Consider the following 19,954-nt stretch of genomic DNA (forward strand, 5'->3'; position numbering starts at 1 on the left):
GGCGCCGCCGGCGGAGCCGGGGCGCGGGTCAGGCGAAGGCGGGTGCTGCGGGTGGGCCGCGCAGGGGCGGCGGGGCGAGCTGCCGCCATGGCAGCACGCGGCGGCCCGGCCGCGGCGGGACGGGCCGCAGGCGGGCGGCGGGCACGACGGCGGCCGGCAGCGGCAGGCGGACGAGCGGGCGCAGCCACGCGGCCATGGCCTCGACGGCGCACTCGGCGCGGCGGATCACGACGGCGCACGCGAGCGTCGCGGCGACGTGCAGCCCCAGCATGGCCGGCGACGCGTGCGAGTGGCCGGCGAGGACGTCCGGGGCAGAGTGCAGCGAGCCCAGCGCGGCGGCGGCGTCGCCTGCGTGCTGGTGCCGGCCGCGGGCGAGCGCCGCGGCCGCCTCGGGGGAGGCCGCCTGCGAGGAGGAGAAGGCGGTGAAGGCCTCGTGCAGGGCCAGCTGGCCCGCGCCGAGGACGCCGGCGAGCGCCGGGAGGCGGAGCGTCAGGCGGGCGAGCGCCGTCGAGCCGAGGGCCACGAGCGCGAGGAGCGCGGCCAAGATGAGCGGGTGCGGAAGCCCGCCGCCCGCCCAGGCGTGGGCCCCGGCGGCGAGGGCCATAACCGTGCCGCCGACCGCCGTCGCCCTCGCGCTGCCGAGGGCCGTGAGGGGCCTGCGGGCGCACCCGGGCCGCGGCATGGCTCGCATGCGGCACCTCCCGGGATCGACGGCGGCCCGTAGCGGGCCAGCGACGATTCTACCGGGGACCCTCGGCCGCGTTCTCCCGGCCGGCCCCCTAGGCGGGCCTGACCTCGACCTCGATCTCCTGCACCGCGTTGTTCGCCATTCCCTGATAGCTCCAGGCCTGCTCTGCCGGCTGGACATTGCCGGCATCGTCCGTGGCGCGGGAGGCGAGAGTGTGGCTCCCCGGCGTCGCGACCCAGGGGAAGCTGAACCCCTGCCACGCATGCGGGCCGGGGGCGGGCTCGAGGTGGGCGTCCGCCCATTGCCCGTCGATCGCGACCTCGACCCGGCGCACGGGACCAGCGCCGGACCACGCCCGGCCTGTCAGCATGGTGGGCCCCGCGTCGACGATGCGGCGGCGGGTGAGGAAGTCGGGGATCCCGGGTGGAGCGAGCAGGGAGCGGACCCGCTGGCGCGTGACCGGTGCCCCGGCCTCGTCCGCGGCGTCCTGGATGCGGTAGGCGATCTCGTTCTGGAAGAGCCGGGCCGGCTCGGTCACGGCCTCGATCGAGACGAGCCATTTGACGCTCGCCATCCCGTACCAGCCGGGGACGAGGAGCCGGAGCGGGTACCCGTGCTGCGGTGGGAGCGGCTGGCCGCCCATCTCGTACGCGAGCAGGACCTCGTCGGCCGAGGCGTCAGCGACACTCAGGGAGCGGGCGTAGTCCTGCTCGACGCCGCCTTGGATGCCGCGGTCGGCGCCGGTGAAGACGAGCTCGACGGCCTCGGACGCGAGACCGGCCTCGTGCAGGAGGGGCGCGAGCGGGGTGCCGGTCCACTCCGCGGTGCCGAACGCGCCGGTGTCCCAGGGGACACTGACCGGGCGGGGGTCGAGGCGGGCGCGGCCGTTGCCCGCGCACTCGAGGGTCACCGGGACGGTGCGGCGGGGACGGCGGCGGAGGTCGCTGAGGCTCAGCTCGAGGGGATGCTCGACGGCGCCGTGGATCCCGAGCCGCCACGTCTCCGGGTCGATCTGCGGGACGTCGAAGTGGATGAGGGTGTAGTGCATGCCGGGCGGGGTGACGGCCCAGCGGAGGGCCTCGAGCGGGGCCGAGTGGTTGCGGCGGCCGAGCTCGAGCTCCTCCGAGGTCAGCGGGCCCGTGCTCGGGGCTGCGGCGGGGGCAGGCCGTGCGGCGTCCGCGGCGGGAGCGGCGGCCGACGACGGCGAGGGCGCGGCGGTGGCTTCTGGGGAGCCTGCCGCTGGGGTGCTCCGGGTCGCCGTCTGGGACCGGTGCGGCCGGTGGGTGGTGCTGATCTTGGCTCGCATGCGGCCAGTGTGGGCGCGTTCCCGGGGCCTGTCCAGTGCCTTCGGGGCCCGCCCGGAGAAAGGCCGAGAGCCCGCCCCGGTCTCCCGGGGCGGGCTCTCACTGTGCGGTGGTGGAGGGATTTGAACCCCCGTTGGCTTTTACACCAAACATCATTTCGAGTGATGCACCTTCGGCCGCTCGGACACACCACCAGCAGGTGATTACTTTACCCGGGACTCGTGGCAAGACCAAACCGGCCTCCCGGAGCCCCTCTCGTCCGGCCCTGTTGGTGTGTGTCCTGGATTGCTGAAGCGTCGGGACCGCCCTTCCTACGGTTGAAGGGGAAGCTGGAAGTGAAGGGAGAGTCCGATGTCACAGTCCCATGCTGCTGCCTACCCGAGACGGGTGGGCCTCGGGTCCTTCGGTCGGCGTCTGGCGGCCGGTGCCCTCGGCGGCCTTGCCGGAGGCCTGGTGTTCGGCGTGCTGATGGCGGTGACGGGCATCCTGCCGATGGTCGCCGCGCTGGTCAGGTCGTCCTCGCCGTGGATCGGCTTCGCCGTCCATCTGGTGATCTCCGTCCTGATCGGCTGGGGCCTGACGGTGCCGTTCGCCCGGCTGCTGTCCGGCTACGGCCGTGCAGTGCTCGTGGGCCTCGCCTACGGTGTCGTGTGGTGGGCGCTGGGGGCGCTCGTGATCATGCCGGCGATGCTCGGCATGCCGCTGTTCATGGTGGACGGAATGGCCCTCATGTCGCTGCTCGGGCATCTGGCCTACGGGGCTATTCTGGCCCTGACCGCCGCGCGGGTGCTCAAAGCCGCGCGTGAATGAAGCCCGCGGCGCCCGGATGGCCGGCAGGGGCGGCCGACCTGGGCGCCGCCCACGAGGAGGGCGCAGGAGAGATGCTGCAGTCACCCGGGGGCTTCAGCTGCCTGACGGAGGTGGACCTGTTCGCCGACCTCTCCCCGGAGGAGATGGAGGCGTTCGGGCGGGCGGTGCCGCTGCGCGGGTTCGCCCGGGGTGAGATCATCTACAGCCAGAGCCAGCCGATGAACGCCCTGTTCATCCTCAAGCAGGGCCGTGTACGCATCTTCCGCCTGGCCGAAGACGGCAAGGCGCTGACCATGGCGATCCTCGAGCCGGGCGCGGTGTTCGGCGAGATGGTCCTGGTGGGCCAGCGCATGTACGACAACTACGCGGAGGCGATCGAGGACTCGGTGATCTGTGAGCTCACCGCCGCCGACGTGGAGACCCATCTCCTGTCCGACCCCCGGATCGCCGTCCGCGTCTCGCGCCTTCTCGCCGAGCAGGTGGTGCGGCTGGAGTCACGCCTCGCGGATCTGGCACTGCGGCCCCTGAACGCCCGGACGGCGTCGATGCTGCTGGAGTTGGCCGAAACCGCTCCACCGTCCCGGATCGGGCTTCCGCCCGCCGTCCGGCTCACGCACGAGCAGCTCGCCGGCCTGCTGGGGGCCACCCGGGAGGCCACGAGCAAGGCCATGGGAGAGCTGGCGGCCGAGGGCCTGATCCGGCAGGGGCGCGGCCGGGTCGTGGTGCTGGATATCCGGGGCCTGCGGGAGGCGGCCAGACGCACGTCCTGAGGTTCACGCAGGACCGAGTGGGTATTGCCCTCGATAGCACCTCCGTAGGGAAGGACAGAGCCCTGATTCTCGCCCAGTGGTCCTCGGCCGACGAGCTCGGCGGATTCGGAGCGTGGGCTGTCAGCGTAATCGAGGCGCTCGGCGGATTCGGAGCGGCCCTGCTGATTGCCCTCGAGAGTTTCTTTCCGCCGATACCCAGCGAGCTCATCCTGCCCCTGGCCGGCTTCACCGCATCCAAGAGCCCTCTGGGCCTCGTGGAGATGATCCTCTGGTGCACGGCGGGGTCCCTCGCCGGCGCCTGGGCGCTGTACGCCCTCGGCGCGCTTCTGGGGCGCAGGCGGACGCATCGGCTCCTCGACAGGCTGCCGCTCGTGAAGCTCGAGGACGTCGAGAAGGCCGAGGACTGGTTCGGCAAGCATGCCAAGAGCAGCGTCTTCTTCGGCCGGATGGTTCCAGTGGTGCGCAGCCTCGTCTCCATCCCCGCCGGGATGACCAAGATGGCGCCGGTGCTCTTCACCCTCCTGACGGCGGGCGGCTCCCTGCTCTGGAACGGCGGGCTGATCCTGGCGGGCTACCTGCTGGGGGAGAACTGGCAGGCCGTGCGGCCCTATGTCGGCGGCTTCAGCAACCTCATCCTCGTCGCCATGGGCCTCATGGTGGCGGTCTGGGTCGTCAAGCGCATCAGGGCCAACCGGACGGGCAGCAGTTCCAGCACATCCGGCAGCGACTCCGGTTAGCCCTTGGCGGCCAGGGGCCAGATTCCCGAGCTCCCGCGCCGGTGGCTGCCCACGAGGTGGTTGTCGATCATGCCGATGGCCTCCATGAGCGCGAACATTGTGGTCGGGCCGACGAAGGAGAAGCCCTTCTTCCGCAGGGCCTTGGACAGGGCCACGGACTCCGGCGAGGTCGAGGGGATGTCCGCGTAGGTCAGCGGCGCGGGGGTCTCGTCCGGCTGGAAGGACCAGACGAACTGCACGAGCCCGCCCTCCTCCCGCAGGGCGACGGTCGCTCTGGCATTCGTGATGGCCGCGTTGATCTTGGCCCTGTTCCGCACGATGCCCTCGTCCTGCAGGAGCCGCTCGACATCGTCCTCGGTGAAGGCCGCGACGACGTCCGGGTCGAAGTCCGCGAAGGCAGCGCGGAAGGCTGGCCGCTTCCGGAGGATTGTGGCCCAGGAAAGCCCGGACTGGAAGCCCTCGAGGCAGATCCGCTCGTAGAGGCCCTGCTCGTCCGTCACGGGCATGCCCCACTCGGTGTCGTAGTACTCCCGCATGAGCGCGTCCGCGCTCGCCCAGGACGGCCTGGCCAGGCCGTCCTCTCCCGTGATGAGTGCCTCGCTCATGCCGTTCTCCTTCCATCCAGGTGGCGCGCGTCAGGCCTTGCCCGTGACACGCAGGGTGATGTTGATGCGCCCCGCCTCGAGCCCGCAGCCCTCGGGGGCCGTTCTGGGGTACACGGCGGGGACGCCGTGGTAGGCGAGCCGCGAGGGCCCGCCGAAGACGAACAGGTCCCCCGAGGCGAGGAGGAGGTCCTCGTAGGGCTTGGCCCGCGTGTCCGTGTTGCCGAACCGGAACAGGCAGCTGTCGCCGATTGACAGGGAGACGACCGGCTCGCGGGAAACCTCGTCCTTGTCCTGGTGCATGCCCATGCGTGCCTCGGCGTCGTAGAAGTTCGCGAGCGCCGTATCCGGGGTGTAGTCCCCGGCGGGATAGTCGTCCCCGTAGGCCTCGGCGAGCGCCAGGCGCCCGACGCGCAGGAGCCAGTCGGGGAAGCCGAGCACGCGGGCTCCGTTCACGTCGGTGGCCTCGCGCGTGTACCGGTAGGGCTGCCAGTGCCACCCGAGGCACACGGTCTGCACTGACATGGGGTGCCCGCGCACCGAGGCGGAGCGCGGCGGCACCGGCCCGGCGGCCCACTCGCGGAACCTCTCGGCGATCCACGCCTGCTGGTCCAGCCTGAGCCAGCCGGGTACGTGCACCGCCCCCGGGGAGATCTCGCGGCGCGGCCTGGACAGGAGCTCATCGCCGAAGAGCGTGCTCATGCGGCCGCCTCGAGGGCCAGGAGCGCCGACTTCGCCTCGAGGCCGCCGATGTAGCCGCCCAGGCTGCCGTCGGAGCGCAGCACCCGGTGGCACGGGACGACGACGGGCAGCGGGTTGGTCGCGCACGCGCTGCCGACGGCCCGGACGGCCTTGGGGTTGCCCACGGCCCGGGCGACCTCGGTGTAGCTCTCCGTGGCCCCGAAGGGGATGCCCTCGAGGTGCTGGATGACTGTGCGGCGAAAGCCGGCCGAGAGGCTCAGGTCCAGCGGGACGTCGAAGCCGCGGCGCCTGCCGGCGAAGTAGTCCTCGAGCTGCGCCGCCACCGCGCCGAGGCGGCCGGGCACCTCGAGGATGCGTGGGCTCAGGCGCTCGGCGAGCTGCTGCAGGACGGCGTCGTGGTCCTCGCGCTCGTAGGCGACCCGGACGAGGCCCCGGCCCGTGGCCGCGAGCAGGAGCGGCCCCACGGGCGAGTCGACGATCCGGTAGGCGATGTCGAGGACCCCCTCGCGCGTCGCGCTCTCGGCGAGGGCGCTGCGCAGGCGGTGCAGCGCCCCGGGCTCGATGGCCATCAGGTGCGGGGCGAACGCAAAGTCGATGGGGCCCATGCTGGGCTCGCGGTCCGTGCTGGTCATGGTGTTCCTCCTTGCGGCGGTGCCTCCGCCATGAGGGTCCGGAGCTTCTTGAGGCCGTCTGCCGCCGAGCGGCGTGCGGCGGCCGGCGTGCCGCCGAGGATCCCGGCGATGTCCGCGAAGGGCAGGTCGGCGAGGTACCGGTAGGCGATGACGCGCCGCTGCTTGTCGGGCAGCCGCGCGACGTGCTCCCACACGCCGTCGCCCTCCGGGCCGGGGTTGCCGAGCGGCGAGCGGCCGTCCGGCATCTCGCCCACGGGCATCGCCCTCCTCCCGGCGGCGCGGACGGAGTCGAGCGAGCGCCGGTGCGCGATCGTCACGAGCCAGGCCTCGTGGTTCGCGTCGGCCGGCAGCTCGGGGTAGGCGCGCAGGGCCGAGAGGAAGGTCTCCTGCCACACGTCGTCGGCCTCGCCCGGCCCGACGACGGCACGGCACACCCTCAGCACGGTCGCACCGTGGAGGTCGACGAGCTTCTCGAAGGGCTGTTTCGTGTCCATCACCTTGCAGACGCCGCAGAGGCCCGGAATGTGAGGTCGGGTTCGGCCACTGGTCTACCGGGGCTGACTGTCTTGTTGATTGTGCCGGTGCTTCTCGAAGAAGGCCCGGAGCAGGTCCCCGCACTCGGCCGCGAGCACACCCCCGAACACCTCGACCCAATGGTTGAGTCGCCGCTCGCGCAGGACGTCGAAGACGCTCCCGGCGGCGCCGGCCTTCTCGTCCCACGCGCCGAATACGACCCGCGGGATCCGCGCGAGGACGATCGCCCCCGCGCACATCGCGCACGGCTCGAGCGTGACCACGAGGGTGCAGTCCTCGAGCCGCCAGCCGTCGCCGGCGCCGTCGTGTGCGAGCCGGGCGGCCGCCGCGCGGATCGCAAGCACCTCCGCGTGGGCCGTCGGGTCGCCCACGGCCTCGCGCTCGTTGCGCCCTACGGCGAGGACCCCGCCGTCGGGCCCGATGACCACGGCGCCGATCGGCACGTCGCCGGTACCCTCCGCGGCCCTGGCCTGCTCAAGCGCGAGCCGCATCCAGGCCTCGTGCCGGCGGTCCTGGCCGAGGGGTCCGGCGTCGGCGTCGAGGTCCATGGTGTCGGGGACGGGCATGGCTCCAATGATAGGTTCGAGGCCAGTCGACCCCTGGGGAGGAAGCGTGCGCCGCCTGATCGAGGCCCTGGCCCACCGGCTGGGGCCCAACGCCTCGATGTGGATGCTGCTCGCGGTGGGCGCGGCGCTCACGCTCGGCTTCAGCTGGGCAGGCGGCGAGGTCTACGAGTCGGTCGTCGAGAAGGGCGCGCTCGCGTCGATGGACCAGCCCGTGCTCGAGGCGGCGGTCGGCCTGCGCACTCCCGAGCTCATGGCCGCGATCACCGCTTTCACGAACCTTGGCGGCGGGGTCATCGCCCCCATCACCGCGGCTGCGGCGATGCTGCTCATCGCGATCCGCACGCGGCACTGGCGGGCCCTCGTCCTCATGCCGGCCGCGGCGGCGGGAGCCCTCCTCGTGACTGTCTTCGGCAAAGGCCTCGCGGGCCGCACCCGGCCGCCGCTCGAGTCCGCCGTCGCCCCGTATGAGTACTCGGCGTCGTTCCCGAGCGGCCACACGCTCAACGCGACTGTCCTCGCGGGGATCGTCGTCTACCTCGTCTGCCTGCGGCTCAAGGACGCATGGCAGCGGGCGGCGGCCATCGCGCTGGGCAGCCTCTACGCGGTGATGATGGGCCTGTCGCGGGTCTACCTCGGCCACCATTGGCTCACGGACGTCGTCGCGGCGTGGTTCATCGGACTCGCCTGGCTGAGCATGGTGATCTTCGCCCATCGGGTGTTCCGGGTCGTGCGCGACCGCCGGGCCTTCTCCCGGGCCCTGCGGGCGTCGCGGGAGGCCGTGCAGGACGACGGCGCCGGGTCGGCGGAGTCGCCACCGTCCGCATCCTGAGACTGGTAGCTTGTCTCGCATGCGCACCCTTGTCGTGGAACACCCGCTCGTCGCCCACAAGCTGACCATCCTGCGGGACAGGAACACGCCGAGCCCGGTGTTCCGTCAGCTGGCCGAGGAGCTCGTGACCCTCCTCGCCTACGAGGCCACGCGGGACGTGCGCACGGAGCCGGTCACGATCGAGACCCCCATCGCGACGACCGTGGGCACGGCGTTCAGGAAGCCGACGCCGCTCGTGGTGCCGATCCTGCGCGCGGGGTTGGGCATGCTCGAGGGCATGGTCAAGCTCGTCCCGACGGCGGAGGTCGGCTTCCTCGGCATGGCCAGGGACGAGGAGACGCTCGACATCATCACGTACGCCGAGCGGCTGCCCGAGGACCTCACAGGCCGCCAGGTGTTCGTCCTGGACCCGATGCTCGCCACGGGCGGGACGCTGCGCGAGGCCATCAAGTTCCTCTTCCGCCGCGGCGCCTCGGATGTCACGTGCATCTGCCTCCTGGCCGCGCCCGAGGGCCTCGCGACGCTCGAGGAGGAGCTCTCCGACAAGGACGTCACGATCGTGCTCGCCTCGGTGGACGAGCGCCTCAACGAGAAGGCGTACATCGTCCCCGGGCTCGGCGACGCGGGCGACCGGCTGTACGGGCTCGCCAAGTAGCTGCACCGCCTCGAGATTGAGCCCACCCGAGGCCCGCGGACCTGTCAGGGCACGCGCGTGCCCGGGACCTGGCCCGTGTCCGGCGACGGCAGCGTGCCCGCCGGCGGGGCCGGGAGCTGGGCGGGCAGCGTCGGCGGGGTCAGCGGCGCCTCGATCGGCAGGCTCGGCAGGGTCGGTGCGTTGAGCCCGGGGGTCGGCGCCGAGGACGACGTCGGAGTCCCGGCCGGGGCGGTCGTGGCGCCGGGCGCCGTGGGAGCCGGAGCGGGCGCCGTTGCGGAGGGCTGGACGGGCACCGTGGACGGCGGTGCCGGGATGTGCTCCGCCGCAGGCGACTGCGGGGCCGGGGCGCTGGGCGCGGGCTGGCCGGTGATGGTGCCGATGATCGTCGCGATGCCCTGGCCGAGGTTCTCCCGGAAGTCGGCATCCGCGACGGCAGCAGCGGCGGTTCCGACGCCGAGAGCGCCGGTCAGGGCCAGCGCGGCGAGCGTGCGGCGCCGACCGCCCACGCGGCGGCCTCTCCGCTCACGGGCCGCATCGAGGCTCACGACGGGAGCGACGGGCGTCTCGTCGGCGGACTCGAGGAGGGCCTGGATGGCAGGGCTCGGCTCCACGGGGTCCCCCTGGCCGAGGGAGCGAAGGCCCGTCAGGACGGGCCGCAGCGCGGTCGCGTCCTCGGCGTCGAGCTCGGCGAGCAGCTGATCGACGGCGGTCAGGCCGTTGGGATCGCGGGTGGCGTTCATGCGGGACTCAGTTCCGTTCTCAGCGCGTGGGTCTTGAGGGCGTCGAGGGCTCGGCGCTGGAGCTGCTTGACGGCGCCCGTGGACCTGCCCATGATGTCCGCGGTCTGCTCGATCGAGAGGTCGGCGACGACGCGCAGGAGCAGGACCTCGCGGTGGTCCTCGGTGAGGGAGCCGAGGAGGCGGAGCGTGTCCGATTGGGACATCGTCAGGTCTTCGGGGGTGGCGGGGGCGGTGCGGGGGTCCGTCTCGGCCTCATGCGGGACGAGCGACGGCGTGCGGCCGCGCCGGCGGTGGTGGTCCACGGCCCGTGAGTGGGCGATCGTGAAGAGGAGGGCCTTGGCCCCGTCCAGTCCGCCTGTGAGCCGCGGGGGCTGCGCGGAGGGGTCTGCGGCGAATCCGCCCTCGCGCTCGCTCTCGGTTTCCCCGATATCGGCCGGGGCCGCGAACGCGGCGTCGTTCTCTGCCTCGTTCTCTGCCTTCGGCTGTGGCGTGATGCGCGTATAGAAGGCGAGAAAGACGTCCTGGGTCACGGCCTCGGGGTCGTCGACGCCCCGTGCCCGCAGGTAGCCAAGGATGGCAGGGGAGTACGTGCGGTACGCGGTGGTGAAGAGCCCGCTGGCAGTGTCGGCGTCCTCAGGCGCGCGTGCACGGCGGCGTTCCTTCCACAGCTGCAAGCCGTCTCCCTCTCGTGGTGCTGGCCCGCACGAGGGAAGTCCGTGCGGGATGGATCTGTCCACCGTGCGCGCCCGCGGATCGTGCCAGGGCGCGCACGGTCAGACAGCCTACCTCAGTGCTACTTGCTCAGCTCCGTGGAGGGGAGCTCCTTGGCGTCCACGGCCGGGGCGGACGGCAGGGCCGGAGCGGTCGGAACGGCGGCCTCGGCCGGGAGCGACGGAAGAGCCTTGGCGGCGTCCGGCAGGGCAGCGCCGACCTGGGCCTGCGCGTCCACCTTGGCCTCGGCGCCGACACCGGCCTTGGTCGAGGACGTGCCGGCGACCTCGCAGTACGCCTTGATGTTCGCCTCGCCCTGGGCGGCGGCGGTGAGGTTGCGGTATGCGACGGAGGAGACGTCGAGCCCACCCGCGCCGTACGCCTCGCACAGGGCGGAGGCCTCGAGGCCGAGCGCGTCCGGGCCGACCGGCGCGGCCGAGGCCTTGGCGTTGGCGGAGGCCGACGGGGAGGCGGACGGGGTGGCCGTCGGGAGCTCCGGAGCGGCAGCGACGACGTCCTTGACGCTCGGGGCGGGGGCGCCGATGAGCTCGTGGGCCGCCTGCTGCGCGGGCTCCGGAAGCGCGCCGGCGAAGGCGGCGGTGCCGACGCCGCCGACGGCGAGGGTGCCGAGGGCGACGGCGCTTGCGGCGAGCTTGCTCGAGGCGATGAGGGTGAAGAGGGACATGCTCTTGCTCCTGGGGAGTTTGCGTTCAGGTCTGTGGGCGGCCGCCCGGAAGCGGCCGACACCCTCTCAACCGACGTGGACCCCCGGGAGGTCACGCGGTGCGCAAAGTTTTTTTCGGGGGGTCCGTCAGGGGCCCAGCCACTGTGAGCACTGGCCGAGGATTCGGCTCCTGCCGAAGGGTGACGACTGTCGGAGGCGGCTCCTATGGTGGTCGAGTGATCTGCACCTCATCCGCGTGGTCCTCTCGGCGAGGCTGCCCATGACCCGCCGCACGTGGGCCCTCTTCGTCGCCATGGGCCTCATCTGGGGCGTGCCGTACCTCCTCATCCGTGAGGCCGTCGAGGAGGTGAGCCCCGCCGTCGTCGTCTTCGCGCGGACGGCTGTGGGCGCCGTCGTGCTCCTCCCGTTCGCCTGGCGCGGCCTGCGCGCCGTGTGGGAGCACCGCTGGCCCGTGCTCGCCTTCGCGCTCATCGAGATGGTGGGCCCGTGGTTCCTGCTCAGCGACGCGGAGCGCCATCTCACGAGCTCGCTCGCAGGACTCCTCATCGCGTTCGCGCCGGTGATCGCGCTCGTCGTCGCCCGCGTGACCGGGCTCGAGGGCAAGATCGGCCGGGTGCGCGTCCTGGGCCTCGTGCTGGCCGTGGGCGGTGTCGCGGCGCTCGGCGGGGGCGGCATGGAGGCCTCGGGCGCGTGGCCCGTCGTCGAGATGCTGCTCGTCGCCCTCGGCTACGGCATCGCACCCCAGATCGCCGCCGTCCGCCTGCGCGAGGTCCCGCCGCTGTCCCTCACGGCCGTCTGCCTGAGCATCGCGGCCGTCATCTCCGCCCCGTTCGCGGCGCTCACGTGGCCCGCGGACGTCCCGAGCGCGACGGCGCTCGGCTCGCTCGCGCTCCTCGCCGTGCTGTGCACGGCACTCGCCTTCCTGCTGTTCTTCCGGCTCATCGCCGCGGCCGGTCCCTCACGGGCGACGGCGATCGCCTACGTGAACCCCGTCGTCGCCCTTGCCCTGGGCGTCGCCCTGCACGGGGACCCGCTCACCCCGCTCATTGGGGCCGGGGCGGTCCTCGTGCTCGCCGGGACGTTCCTCGCGACTCGGGCGGGCGCCCACGATGACGGCGGCCCTACGCCGGAAGGCGGACGGCGAACTCGGTCCGCCCGGGCCGTGACGTGAGCTCGACCGTGCCGCCGTGGGCCTCGACGATCGCCCGGACGATCGAGAGCCCGAGCCCGGTCGAACCCTCGTGCCCCGAGCGGGCCTGGTCGGCCCGGGCGAAGCGGGCGAAGACCCGCTCCTGAAGCTCCGCAGGGATCCCGGGGCCATCGTCCGTGACGGTGATGATGGCATCGCCCCTGGCCGAGCGGGCGACAGCGGCGCTCACGGTGGTCCCGACGGGCGTGTGCTTGCGCGCGTTCGAGAGCAGGTTCACGAGGACCTGATGGAGCTTCGCGCCATCGGCGCGGACCTCGAGGGGCTCCTCGGGGAGGTCGAGCCGCCACACGTGGTCCGGGGCGATGACCTTCTGGTCCATGACAGTCTCGACGAGCAGCTGGGTGAGGTCCACGGGGCCGAGCTTGAGCGGCTGGCCCTCGTCGAGCCGCGCGAGCATGAGCAGGTCCTCGACGAGGCGGCTCATCCGCAGGGACTGGCTCTCGACCCGCCCGAGGGACTCTGAGCCCTGGGCGGTGAGCGGCTCGGTGAGCCGGAGCATGTCGGTGTAGCCGCGGATCGCCGTGAGCGGCGTGCGCAGCTCGTGCGAGGCGTCCGCGACGAATCGGCGGACCTTGGTCTCCGAGGCCTGACGGGCCTCGAGGGCGCCGGCGACGTTGTCCAGCATGCGGTTGAGCGCCAGCCCGACCTGCCCCACTTCAGTCGCGGGGTGAGCGGCCGACGGCGGGACGCGGATCGCGAGGGCGACCTCGCCGGAGTCGAGCCGCAGCCTGGCGACCTGCCCGGCGACCGTCGAGAGCTGCTCGAGCGGGGCCATGGTCCGCCGGATGATCCAGGTCCCCATGACCCCGGCGAGCACGAGCCCGGCCCCGGAGACGAGCACGGTCGTGAGGACGAGCGAGTCGAGCGTGGCCTGCTTCTGGGACAGCGGCAGGCCCGTGACGACGACGTCGCCGTACGCGGTCTCGACCGCGATGAGGCGGTAGTCGCCGGCGCTCAGCGAGCGGTCCACGGCCGCGAGGCGGTCGCCGCTCGAGGCGTCCTCTCCCGCGACCGGAAGCGCAGCGAGGACGGCGATGTCCGACGGCCGGAGTGGCACGCGTGTGCCGTCCGCGCTGATGAGGCCGCTGACTTCGACGCGCCCGCCACTGAGCCGCGCGTTGAGGGTTCCGGCGCCCTGGCCCCTGGCCTCGAGCGGGTCCGGGCGCTTGCCCACTTGACCGGGTGGTGTGCGGAACTCGGCTGCACGGCGGCTGGCGTGGGCGAGGTCCGCGTCGAGCTGGCGGGTGAGCTGGCGGTCCATGAAGGTGTACAGGAGGGCCCCGACGACCGCGCACACCCCCACGAGCAGGAGCATGGTCGCGAGCAGGAGTTTGGTGCGCAGGTGCCACGTGTCGGGGTGCCGCCACGAGCGGCCGGTGCGGCGCTCTGCGGCCGAGAGCGTGCCCATGCGCGCGCTCACCCCTCCGCGGGCTTGATGACGTAGCCGGCGCCGCGGACCGTGTGGATCATGGGCGCGCGGTCGACGTCGATCTTCTTGCGCAGGTAGGAGATGTAGAGCTCGACGATGTTGGCCTGCCCGCCGAAGTCGTACTGCCAGACGCGGTCGAGGATCTGGGCCTTGCTGACCACGCGGCGCGGGTTCTCCATGAGGTAGCGCAGGAGCTCGAACTGGGTCGCCGTGAGCTGGATGTCCTCGCCGCCACGCGTGACCTCACGCGTGTCCGTGTTGAGGACGAGGTCGCCCACGACGAGATCGGCGTCGTCCTGGGCCGCGGCGCCCGAGCGCTGGACGAGGCGGTGCAGCCGGAGCATGACCTCTTCCATGCTGAACGGCTTCGTCACGTAGTCGTCGCCGCCCGCGGCGAGGCCCGTGATGCGGTCCTCGACGGCATCCTTCGCGGTGAGGAACAGCGCGGGGACCTCGGGCAGGAACTGGCGGATGCGCGTGAGGACCTCGACGCCGTCGAATCCCGGCATCATGACGTCCAGCACGAGCACGTCGGGCCGGAACTCGCGGGCGGCCGTGACGGCCGAGGGGCCGTCGCCCGCCACCTGGACGCTCCACCCCGCCATGCGCAGGCCCATGCTCATGAGTTCGGCAAGGCTCGGCTCGTCGTCGACCACGAGGGCGCGGATCGGCGTGCCGTCCGGGTGGCTCAGCGCGGGCAGGTTGTTCGCGGAGTAGGGCCTTGCCATGGATCCAGCCTCCCGTGCAGTCGTAGTCCGAGCCTGAGCCGCAGCTGTGAATGAGCTGTGGACGCAAGCCTAGTGCTGCACGGGAGGCTGGGGTCGGCTCAGTACCAGTTGTTGGCGTAGTGGAAATTCAGGGCGTTCGACGGCGAGCCGTACCGCTCCTTGATGTAGTTCAGGCCCCAGTCGATCTGCGTGCGGAAGTTGGTCTGCCAGTCCGCGCCGACCGAGCTCATCTTGCTGGCGGGCAGGGACTGCACGATGCCGTAGGCACCGGACGTGGGATTCGTGGCGGTGGTGCGCCACCCAGACTCCTTGGTCCACAGGATCTCGAGCGCGCTCATCTGGTTCTGGCCCCAGCCGTAGGCGGCGAGCCGGGAGGCGGCGTAGGCCTTGGCGGCGGCCGGATCGTCGACGGGCCGCGCGGCCGCGACGGCCGCTTCGGCCTGTCGCGCCTCTTCGGCCTTGCGCGCCTGCTCGGCAGCGCGGGCCGCCTCGGCCTTGCTGGCCTCCGCTGCCTTGGCCTCAGCGGCTTGGAGCTCAGCCTGCGCAGCAGCGGCAGCTGCCGCCTCAGCACGGACCTCCTCGGCCTTCACGCGGGCCTGGGCGTCGGCTGCGATGGCTGTGTTCTCGATGCCGGTGGCGGCCGGGACCGCCTCGACATGGGAGGCTGCGGCGAAGTCGCTGCCGGCGGTCGTCGCGACCGCTCCGCCCCCGGCTAGGGCGATGAGGCCCAGGGAGAGGGCGACGGCGGCGCTGCGGTGGCCGAGCCGCTCGACGGGGCTGCCCGGGGTGGCGCCAGTGGACGCCGCAATGCGGGCCAGGGCAGATGTGCTGTGGGGGCTGTGCGTGGTGTGCGTTGCGCGGCGGCGGCCCTGAGGGCGCGCGGCAGCGCGGAAGGGGGACTTGCTCAAGCGTGTGGGCCTCTCGTTGGCGCCTGCGAAGTTAGCTGTCGGGTTCGGATGAGAGTCATCCGGCCCAGCCGAGGGCATGGGCTTCACCCCGAGGCCGCGCCTGATCCCTGGGGGGGCGGGGGCGCGCGGCCGGACGTGGGTCCTCCGTCTCTGCCTGATACGTCCTCTCAGGCTGTCGGCAGAGCTCGGCGGACAGGGCCTGGGGGTTGCCCGCGGTGGCGCGGGCACCGTTCCACGGTAACGGAACGATCACGGAAAGTCACATTTGGATAACAGCGGTTTGCGCTTGATACATCAAGTTCCGAGGCCAAGTCCAGCCAACAAGCGTTGAACCGCTCACGCGTCCAGCCCTGTCCGCATTATGAGATCCCGCATTTGACGCGCCTCGTCGGGGGCTGGGTGCGACGCTGTCGAATAATCTTCGACGCAGAGCGAGAAAAGAGCGCTAGCGGCGAAAAAAGGAAAGCGCAAGGCTATTCTGCCGAATGGTGACAATCATCACATCGCAACTCTGCGTCTCAGAATGTGAGACAAATCGAGCATTGTTACTTGCTTGTAGGCATTGTTACGGGACACACTCGTGATTGTGAACATGGACTCAGCAGCACCTGTCGCCGCCGACCGCCCAGCGAGCTCACCTGCCGCGCGGGCAATGTGCTGCTGTCGAATGTCGAGCTGACTGCACCACCCCCGCACGTCGCACGTCCACAGCCCAGCGTCGGGCATCCTCCGCCACGCGGGCGTCAACGCTCCGCATTCGAAGCCGCGACCGCGGCTAGTCACCAACGAGGTCAGCACACTATGTCTGTTGCATCCGGCTACGTCCACATCTCCGTCCGCAACGCCCAGAAGGCCCAGCAGGGAACCCAGCGCCAGCCGTTCGGCACCCGCGCTCCGGGGCAGGCCGATCCGTACGCCCCCGGTTACGGCGCCGCGCACCCCGTTCGCCCCCAGCAGCAGCCGCTGCGGCCTGTCGCCGAGGACTATGCGCCGCTCACCGCTCCGACGCCGGTCATCGCGCCCTCGGCCGAGCCCGTCCGCGCCGTCGCCGCGGACAATGTCGCGCACGGCTTCGTCCTCTATGTCGGCCTCTCCGAGCAGGAGGCCGCTGCGGCCGGCACCTCGATCGCCCGCATCGCCCAGGAGATCAGGGCCTATGCCCAGAACCTCGTCGAAGGCGTCGAGAGCTACGCTGCGGTCGCGGTCGCCCCGGCGAACGCCCCCGGCTCCTCGCTCGAGGTCGTCCGCTCGACCTTCGGCGATCCGACGATCGCCTCGCGCCAGCAGCGCCCCGAGCCCCGCCAGGCCCCGCAGCAGGACGCCCGCCCGTCCGGCGTCCTCATTGACCTGGCCCGCCGCGAGGTGCACCTCGACGGCGAGACCCTCAACCTCACGTTCAAGGAGTTCGAGCTCCTGAACTACCTCGTGGAGAACGGCACTCGCACGGTCAGCCGCGACGAGCTCCTCGACGGCCTCTGGAAGAACGCCGAGGAGGTGCCCAACGAGCGCACGATCGACGTCCACATCCGTCGCCTGCGCTCCAAGCTCGGCCGCCTCGCGAACACGGTCCGCACCGTCCGCGGCCAGGGCTACCGCTTCTACGAGCACCCCGAGGTCATCGTCTGGGCTGCGCCCGAGTACTCCATCTGACGGGGGCCAGCGGGGCGGGGCCTAGGCTTGCCCCATGAGCAACCACCATCTCAAGCGGCTCGTGGTCCTGCGCCACTCGAAGGCGGCGTGGCCCGATGGCGTGCCGGACCTCGAGCGGCCGCTCGCCAAGCGCGGCCACGCCGACGCGCCCGAGGCAGGCAAGTGGCTCCTGGCCCACGGGGTGGTCCCAGACTTCATCCTCTGCTCGATCGCCCTGCGCACCCGGCAGACGTGCACGTGGGTCTGCGACGAGCTCGGCGACCTTGCACCGACCCCCAAGCTCGAGTCGGGGCTCTACGCCGCCGGCGCGGCGCGCATGCTCGCCGTCGTCAACCATGTTCCCGAGACCGTGCGGACGCTCCTGCTCATCGCGCACATGCCCGGGGTCCAGGACCTCGTGCTTCGCCTCGCCTCGCGGGACTCAGACCACGAGGCCTACATGGATGCTGCGAGCCACTTCCCGACCACGGGCCTCGCCGTCTTCGAGGTCGAGGGGCCGTGGGCAGAGCTCGACGGGCAGGACGCCCGGCTCACCGACTTCGCTGTGCCGCGCGCTGCGGGACGCTGACCGCGGGTCCGCGCGGGGTGGCTGCTCTGGCGGCCGCCCCCCGCTGGGCGGACCGCGACGCGGGCGAAGCCGGGCGCGGGCGCCGTGATGCGGCCGCCGGCCGGTGCCCGCTGGGGCGGAACGCGCGCCCCTTCCGCCGCGGCTGCGGCCACACGGCCCCCGCGAAGAGCACGGCGAGCGTCATGCCGGCGGCCAGGACGGCCCCGAGGAAGAAAGGGTCGGCATCCCGGCTCGAGACGGCGGAGACCACCTCGGGGTCCTGGTCCCACGCAAGGCCGATGAGTCGCAGGAAGGCCAGCCCAGCCCCGATGGACAGGGCAGCGCCGACGGCCGCGAGGGCGGCGACCGCGTAGCGGGACATGCCGAGGATCGCGTACAGCGCGCACGCGACGAACGCGCCGAGGGCCGTGAGCGTCAGGGAGGCCGCGCCGCCGTCGAGCGTCAGGGCCGTGACGAAGGCCGAGGCGGCCGCCGCTCCCGCAGACCAGAGGGTCGCCCGGGCGCTCGTGCGCAGGGGCTGGAAGCGGGGGTGCGGGGCGGCCATGCCCTCATTCTGGCAGCGCCCACCGACAATTCCCGGCGCGGCGCGCTCACGCGTCGAGGCGCGCTCTCACGCCCTCGCGGAGCAGGCCGGCGTGTCGGCCGGCGCGCCGTCCAGCGCCTCGTCCGGCGTCAGAGGCCGTAGGCCTCGAGGAGCCGCAGCCAGACCTCGGAGAGCGTCGGGAACGCCGGCACGGCGTGCCAGAGGCGGTCGAGCGGCACCTCCCCGACGATCGCAATCGTCGCCGCCTGGACGAGCTCGGCGACGTCCGGCCCCGCGAAGCACGCGCCCACGATCGTGCGCAGATCCTCATCGACGAGGATCTGCGCCCAGCCCTCGTACTCCTCGGCGCGCAGCGACGCGCCGGCGACGTTGAGCGGCACGGCCACGGCCCGCACGCGCAGGCCTGCCTCCCACGCGTCCTCCTCGCTGAGGCCGACCATTCCGACCTCGGGATCGGTGAACACGACCTGGGGCACGGCCAGCCTGTCCGCCGTGCGGGCCCACCGGCTCCAGGGCTCGGCTGTGGCCCGGGCGTCGAGCTCGCCCCGGGCGCGGGCGGCGATCGCGTCGCCGGTGATGCGCGCCTGGTACTTGCCCTGATGGGTGAGTTTGGCCCCGCCGGCGCAGTCGCCGACGGCGTAGAGCCACGAGAGCCCCTGCACGCGCCCGGTCTCGTCCACGCGCATCGACACGGGCTCGATCCCGAAGGCCGGGAGGCCGAGGCCGTCCAGGGCGGGCCGGCGGCCGGTCGCGACGAGCAGCCGCGCGGCCTCGAGCGTGCGCCCGTCCGTGAGCGTGAGCCGGACGCCTTGCCGCGCGCCGCCGTCGTCCGTCTGCCCGATCCGCCCCGTCTGCTCGGTCCGCTCCGTCCCCGCTATCTGCTCGGTTCGCCCCGTCTGCTCGGTCAGCTCGACGAGTTCCGTCGAGGCACCCTCCAGGATCGTGACCCCGTCCGAAGCCAGGCCCGCTGCGACGAGCTCGCGAGCGTCGACCGGGAAGCCCGCGAGGAGCGGCCCCCGCGCCACGACCGTCACGTCCGCGCCGAGGCGGGCGAACCCCTGCGCGAGCTCGGCGCCCGCGACGCCGCCGCCCACGACGAGGAGGCTCTCAGGCACCTCGCGCACGCTCGTGGCGTCCTTCGTCGTCCAGAAGGGGGTGTCGTGCAGGCCGGGGATGCGGGGAACGGCGGGCGCGGACCCGGTCGCGAGCACGACGGCGTGCCGAGCCGTGAGCGTGAGGCGGTCGCCATGGGTGTCGGTAACGCTCAGGCGGCGGGCGCCGGAGAGACGGGCACGGCCGCGGATGAGCGTGACGCCGGCGTCGGAGGCCCACTCCGCCTGGGCGGAGTCGTCCCAGCCGTTGACGGCGGCGTCGCGCCGGCCGAGGACGGCGGCGACGTCCAGCGGGCCTGTCACGGCCTCGCGCGCCCCCGCCACCGAGCGGGCGGCCTGGAGGGCGGTCCCGGGACGCAGGAGCGCCTTGGAGGGCTGGCAGGCCCAGTAGGAGTGCGAGCCGCCCAGGAGGTCGGCCTCGACGATCGCGACGGTCAGGCCCCCTTTGGCTGCGCGCTCTGCGGCATTCTCGCCCGAGGCGCCGCCGCCGATCACGATGACGTCAAACTCGCTGTCCACTCCAGCATGCTACGGGGTTCAGGGGGATCCGGCGTGGGCGGGGAAAGCAGACGTGACAGCAGGAAGAAAGCAGGGAGATGCCAGAGGAAAGGCAGAGAAAAACAGATGAGCGCGAGATGAAGAGCCCCGAGAGCCAGGGGAAGCGCGAGGCATAATCGGCGGGAAACAGGAATCCCCCGGTCCGAGGGACCGGGGGATTCCGACATTCTGTGCGCCCAAAGGGATTCGAACCCCTGACCTTCTGTTCCGTAGACAGACGCTCTATCCAGCTGAGCTATGGGCGCTTGCTGCCGTTCGTTGCGTTTCCCGCCCCGCTCGGCC

General features: G+C 72.4%; 23 protein-coding genes, 2 tRNA genes and 1 riboswitch. Of the genes, 8 read left to right on the forward strand and 17 right to left on the reverse strand.

What is annotated here, in order from left to right; all coding sequences use genetic code 11:
- Window positions 1–28: 28 nt before the first annotated feature.
- The 3 genes from ACUYMY_RS03270 to ACUYMY_RS03280 form a co-directional block, all read right to left on the reverse strand.
- Window positions 29–691 (reverse strand): hypothetical protein, encoded by a 663-nt coding sequence (locus ACUYMY_RS03270; protein ID WP_481702210.1) that lies wholly within the window; start codon window positions 689–691, stop codon window positions 29–31.
- 88 nt (window positions 692–779) lie between these two features.
- A complete protein-coding gene (locus tag ACUYMY_RS03275) occupies window positions 780–1,994 on the reverse strand; it encodes a sulfite oxidase (RefSeq protein WP_481702211.1) in 1,215 nt (404 codons plus the stop codon).
- 105 nt (window positions 1,995–2,099) lie between these two features.
- Window positions 2,100–2,186: transfer RNA gene (locus ACUYMY_RS03280), tRNA-Ser, on the reverse strand.
- Between the two features lie 157 nt (window positions 2,187–2,343).
- Between ACUYMY_RS03280 and ACUYMY_RS03285 the strand changes: the two genes are divergently transcribed.
- The 3 genes from ACUYMY_RS03285 to ACUYMY_RS03295 all read left to right on the forward strand — a co-directional run bounded on the left by ACUYMY_RS03285 (window position 2,344) and on the right by ACUYMY_RS03295 (window position 4,309).
- Window positions 2,344–2,802, forward strand: a complete 459-nt coding sequence (locus ACUYMY_RS03285; protein WP_481702212.1) for a hypothetical protein — start codon at window positions 2,344–2,346, stop codon at window positions 2,800–2,802.
- A gap of 71 nt (window positions 2,803–2,873) precedes the next feature.
- Entirely contained in the window at window positions 2,874–3,572 is a 699-nt protein-coding gene (locus tag ACUYMY_RS03290) for a Crp/Fnr family transcriptional regulator (RefSeq protein WP_481702213.1), read from the forward strand.
- A gap of 17 nt (window positions 3,573–3,589) precedes the next feature.
- Window positions 3,590–4,309 carry a DedA family protein gene (locus ACUYMY_RS03295; protein ID WP_481702214.1) on the forward strand — a complete coding sequence of 240 codons (720 nt, stop codon included), beginning with the start codon at window positions 3,590–3,592 and terminating at the stop codon, window positions 4,307–4,309.
- Here ACUYMY_RS03295 and ACUYMY_RS03300 read toward each other — a convergent pair.
- The 5 genes from ACUYMY_RS03300 to tadA are packed head-to-tail and all read right to left on the reverse strand — an operon-like array spanning window position 4,306 to window position 7,327.
- Window positions 4,306–4,914 carry a DNA-3-methyladenine glycosylase I gene (locus ACUYMY_RS03300; RefSeq protein WP_481702215.1) on the reverse strand — a complete coding sequence of 203 codons (609 nt, stop codon included), beginning with the start codon at window positions 4,912–4,914 and terminating at the stop codon, window positions 4,306–4,308. The two genes, ACUYMY_RS03295 and ACUYMY_RS03300, sit on opposite strands and share 4 nt — an antisense overlap.
- Window positions 4,915–4,944: 30 nt before the next feature.
- Entirely contained in the window at window positions 4,945–5,613 is a 669-nt protein-coding gene (locus ACUYMY_RS03305; protein WP_481702216.1) for an alpha-ketoglutarate-dependent dioxygenase AlkB family protein, read from the reverse strand.
- Window positions 5,610–6,245: a methylated-DNA--[protein]-cysteine S-methyltransferase gene (locus ACUYMY_RS03310; protein ID WP_481702217.1), complete on the reverse strand. Its 636-nt coding sequence runs from the start codon at window positions 6,243–6,245 to the stop codon at window positions 5,610–5,612. Before ACUYMY_RS03310 ends, ACUYMY_RS03305 begins: the two co-directional genes overlap by 4 nt.
- Window positions 6,242–6,739 (reverse strand): RNA polymerase sigma factor, encoded by a 498-nt coding sequence (locus ACUYMY_RS03315; RefSeq protein ID WP_481702218.1) that lies wholly within the window; start codon window positions 6,737–6,739, stop codon window positions 6,242–6,244. The genes ACUYMY_RS03310 and ACUYMY_RS03315 overlap by 4 nt, the downstream gene beginning before the upstream one ends.
- A gap of 54 nt (window positions 6,740–6,793) precedes the next feature.
- Window positions 6,794–7,327, reverse strand: a complete 534-nt coding sequence (tadA, locus tag ACUYMY_RS03320; protein WP_481704942.1) for a tRNA adenosine(34) deaminase TadA — start codon at window positions 7,325–7,327, stop codon at window positions 6,794–6,796.
- Window positions 7,328–7,391: 64 nt separating this feature from the next.
- On the opposite strand from tadA, the gene ACUYMY_RS03325 reads away from it, so the two are divergent.
- Together ACUYMY_RS03325 and upp are read left to right on the forward strand one after the other, a co-directional pair.
- Window positions 7,392–8,174: a phosphatase PAP2 family protein gene (locus ACUYMY_RS03325; RefSeq protein ID WP_481702219.1), complete on the forward strand. Its 783-nt coding sequence runs from the start codon at window positions 7,392–7,394 to the stop codon at window positions 8,172–8,174.
- Between the two features lie 19 nt (window positions 8,175–8,193).
- On the forward strand, window positions 8,194–8,829 hold the full coding sequence (gene upp / locus ACUYMY_RS03330; RefSeq protein ID WP_481702220.1) for a uracil phosphoribosyltransferase: 636 nt from the start codon (window positions 8,194–8,196) through the stop codon (window positions 8,827–8,829).
- 44 nt (window positions 8,830–8,873) lie between these two features.
- Here upp and ACUYMY_RS03335 read toward each other — a convergent pair whose 3' ends face one another.
- From ACUYMY_RS03335 to ACUYMY_RS03345, 3 genes are all read right to left on the reverse strand, one after another.
- Complete coding sequence (locus ACUYMY_RS03335) at window positions 8,874–9,569, reverse strand: hypothetical protein (RefSeq protein ID WP_481702221.1); 696 nt, start codon at window positions 9,567–9,569, stop codon at window positions 8,874–8,876.
- Window positions 9,566–10,237 carry an RNA polymerase sigma factor gene (locus ACUYMY_RS03340; RefSeq protein WP_481704943.1) on the reverse strand — a complete coding sequence of 224 codons (672 nt, stop codon included), beginning with the start codon at window positions 10,235–10,237 and terminating at the stop codon, window positions 9,566–9,568. The genes ACUYMY_RS03335 and ACUYMY_RS03340 overlap by 4 nt, the downstream gene beginning before the upstream one ends.
- Window positions 10,238–10,362: 125 nt before the next feature.
- Window positions 10,363–10,965 (reverse strand): protein tyrosine phosphatase, encoded by a 603-nt coding sequence (locus ACUYMY_RS03345; RefSeq protein ID WP_481702222.1) that lies wholly within the window; start codon window positions 10,963–10,965, stop codon window positions 10,363–10,365.
- Window positions 10,966–11,224: 259 nt separating this feature from the next.
- On the opposite strand from ACUYMY_RS03345, the gene ACUYMY_RS03350 reads away from it, so the two are divergent.
- Window positions 11,225–12,136, forward strand: a complete 912-nt coding sequence (locus ACUYMY_RS03350; protein WP_481702223.1) for a DMT family transporter — start codon at window positions 11,225–11,227, stop codon at window positions 12,134–12,136.
- Here the strand turns inward: ACUYMY_RS03350 and ACUYMY_RS03355 are convergent.
- From ACUYMY_RS03355 to ACUYMY_RS03365, 3 genes are all read right to left on the reverse strand, one after another.
- Entirely contained in the window at window positions 12,087–13,583 is a 1,497-nt protein-coding gene (locus ACUYMY_RS03355) for a sensor histidine kinase (protein WP_481702224.1), read from the reverse strand. The two genes, ACUYMY_RS03350 and ACUYMY_RS03355, sit on opposite strands and share 50 nt — an antisense overlap.
- Before the next feature lie 8 nt (window positions 13,584–13,591).
- Complete coding sequence (locus ACUYMY_RS03360; RefSeq protein WP_481702225.1) at window positions 13,592–14,332, reverse strand: response regulator transcription factor; 741 nt, start codon at window positions 14,330–14,332, stop codon at window positions 13,592–13,594.
- 98 nt (window positions 14,333–14,430) lie between these two features.
- On the reverse strand, window positions 14,431–15,240 hold the full coding sequence (locus ACUYMY_RS03365) for an aggregation-promoting factor C-terminal-like domain-containing protein (protein WP_481702226.1): 810 nt from the start codon (window positions 15,238–15,240) through the stop codon (window positions 14,431–14,433).
- A 9-nt stretch (window positions 15,241–15,249) separates the two neighbouring features.
- Window positions 15,250–15,431: riboswitch (cyclic di-AMP (ydaO/yuaA leader) on the reverse strand.
- A gap of 610 nt (window positions 15,432–16,041) precedes the next feature.
- Here ACUYMY_RS03365 and ACUYMY_RS03370 point away from each other — a divergent pair.
- Both ACUYMY_RS03370 and ACUYMY_RS03375 read left to right on the forward strand, forming a co-directional pair.
- On the forward strand, window positions 16,042–16,890 hold the full coding sequence (locus ACUYMY_RS03370) for a winged helix-turn-helix domain-containing protein (protein ID WP_481702227.1): 849 nt from the start codon (window positions 16,042–16,044) through the stop codon (window positions 16,888–16,890).
- 34 nt (window positions 16,891–16,924) lie between these two features.
- Entirely contained in the window at window positions 16,925–17,458 is a 534-nt protein-coding gene (locus tag ACUYMY_RS03375; protein WP_481702228.1) for a SixA phosphatase family protein, read from the forward strand.
- Here the strand turns inward: ACUYMY_RS03375 and ACUYMY_RS03380 are convergent.
- From ACUYMY_RS03380 to ACUYMY_RS03390, 3 genes are all read right to left on the reverse strand, one after another.
- The gene (locus ACUYMY_RS03380; RefSeq protein ID WP_481702229.1) at window positions 17,421–18,002 is read right to left on the reverse strand and encodes a hypothetical protein; all 582 of its coding nucleotides are present in this window, start codon (window positions 18,000–18,002) and stop codon (window positions 17,421–17,423) included. The two genes, ACUYMY_RS03375 and ACUYMY_RS03380, sit on opposite strands and share 38 nt — an antisense overlap.
- 128 nt (window positions 18,003–18,130) lie before the next feature.
- Complete coding sequence (locus ACUYMY_RS03385) at window positions 18,131–19,633, reverse strand: dihydrolipoyl dehydrogenase family protein (protein ID WP_481702230.1); 1,503 nt, start codon at window positions 19,631–19,633, stop codon at window positions 18,131–18,133.
- Window positions 19,634–19,843: 210 nt separating this feature from the next.
- Window positions 19,844–19,917: transfer RNA gene (locus ACUYMY_RS03390), tRNA-Arg, on the reverse strand.
- Window positions 19,918–19,954: the final 37 nt, after the last annotated feature.

The organism is Sinomonas sp. T428B (assembly GCF_056780155.1).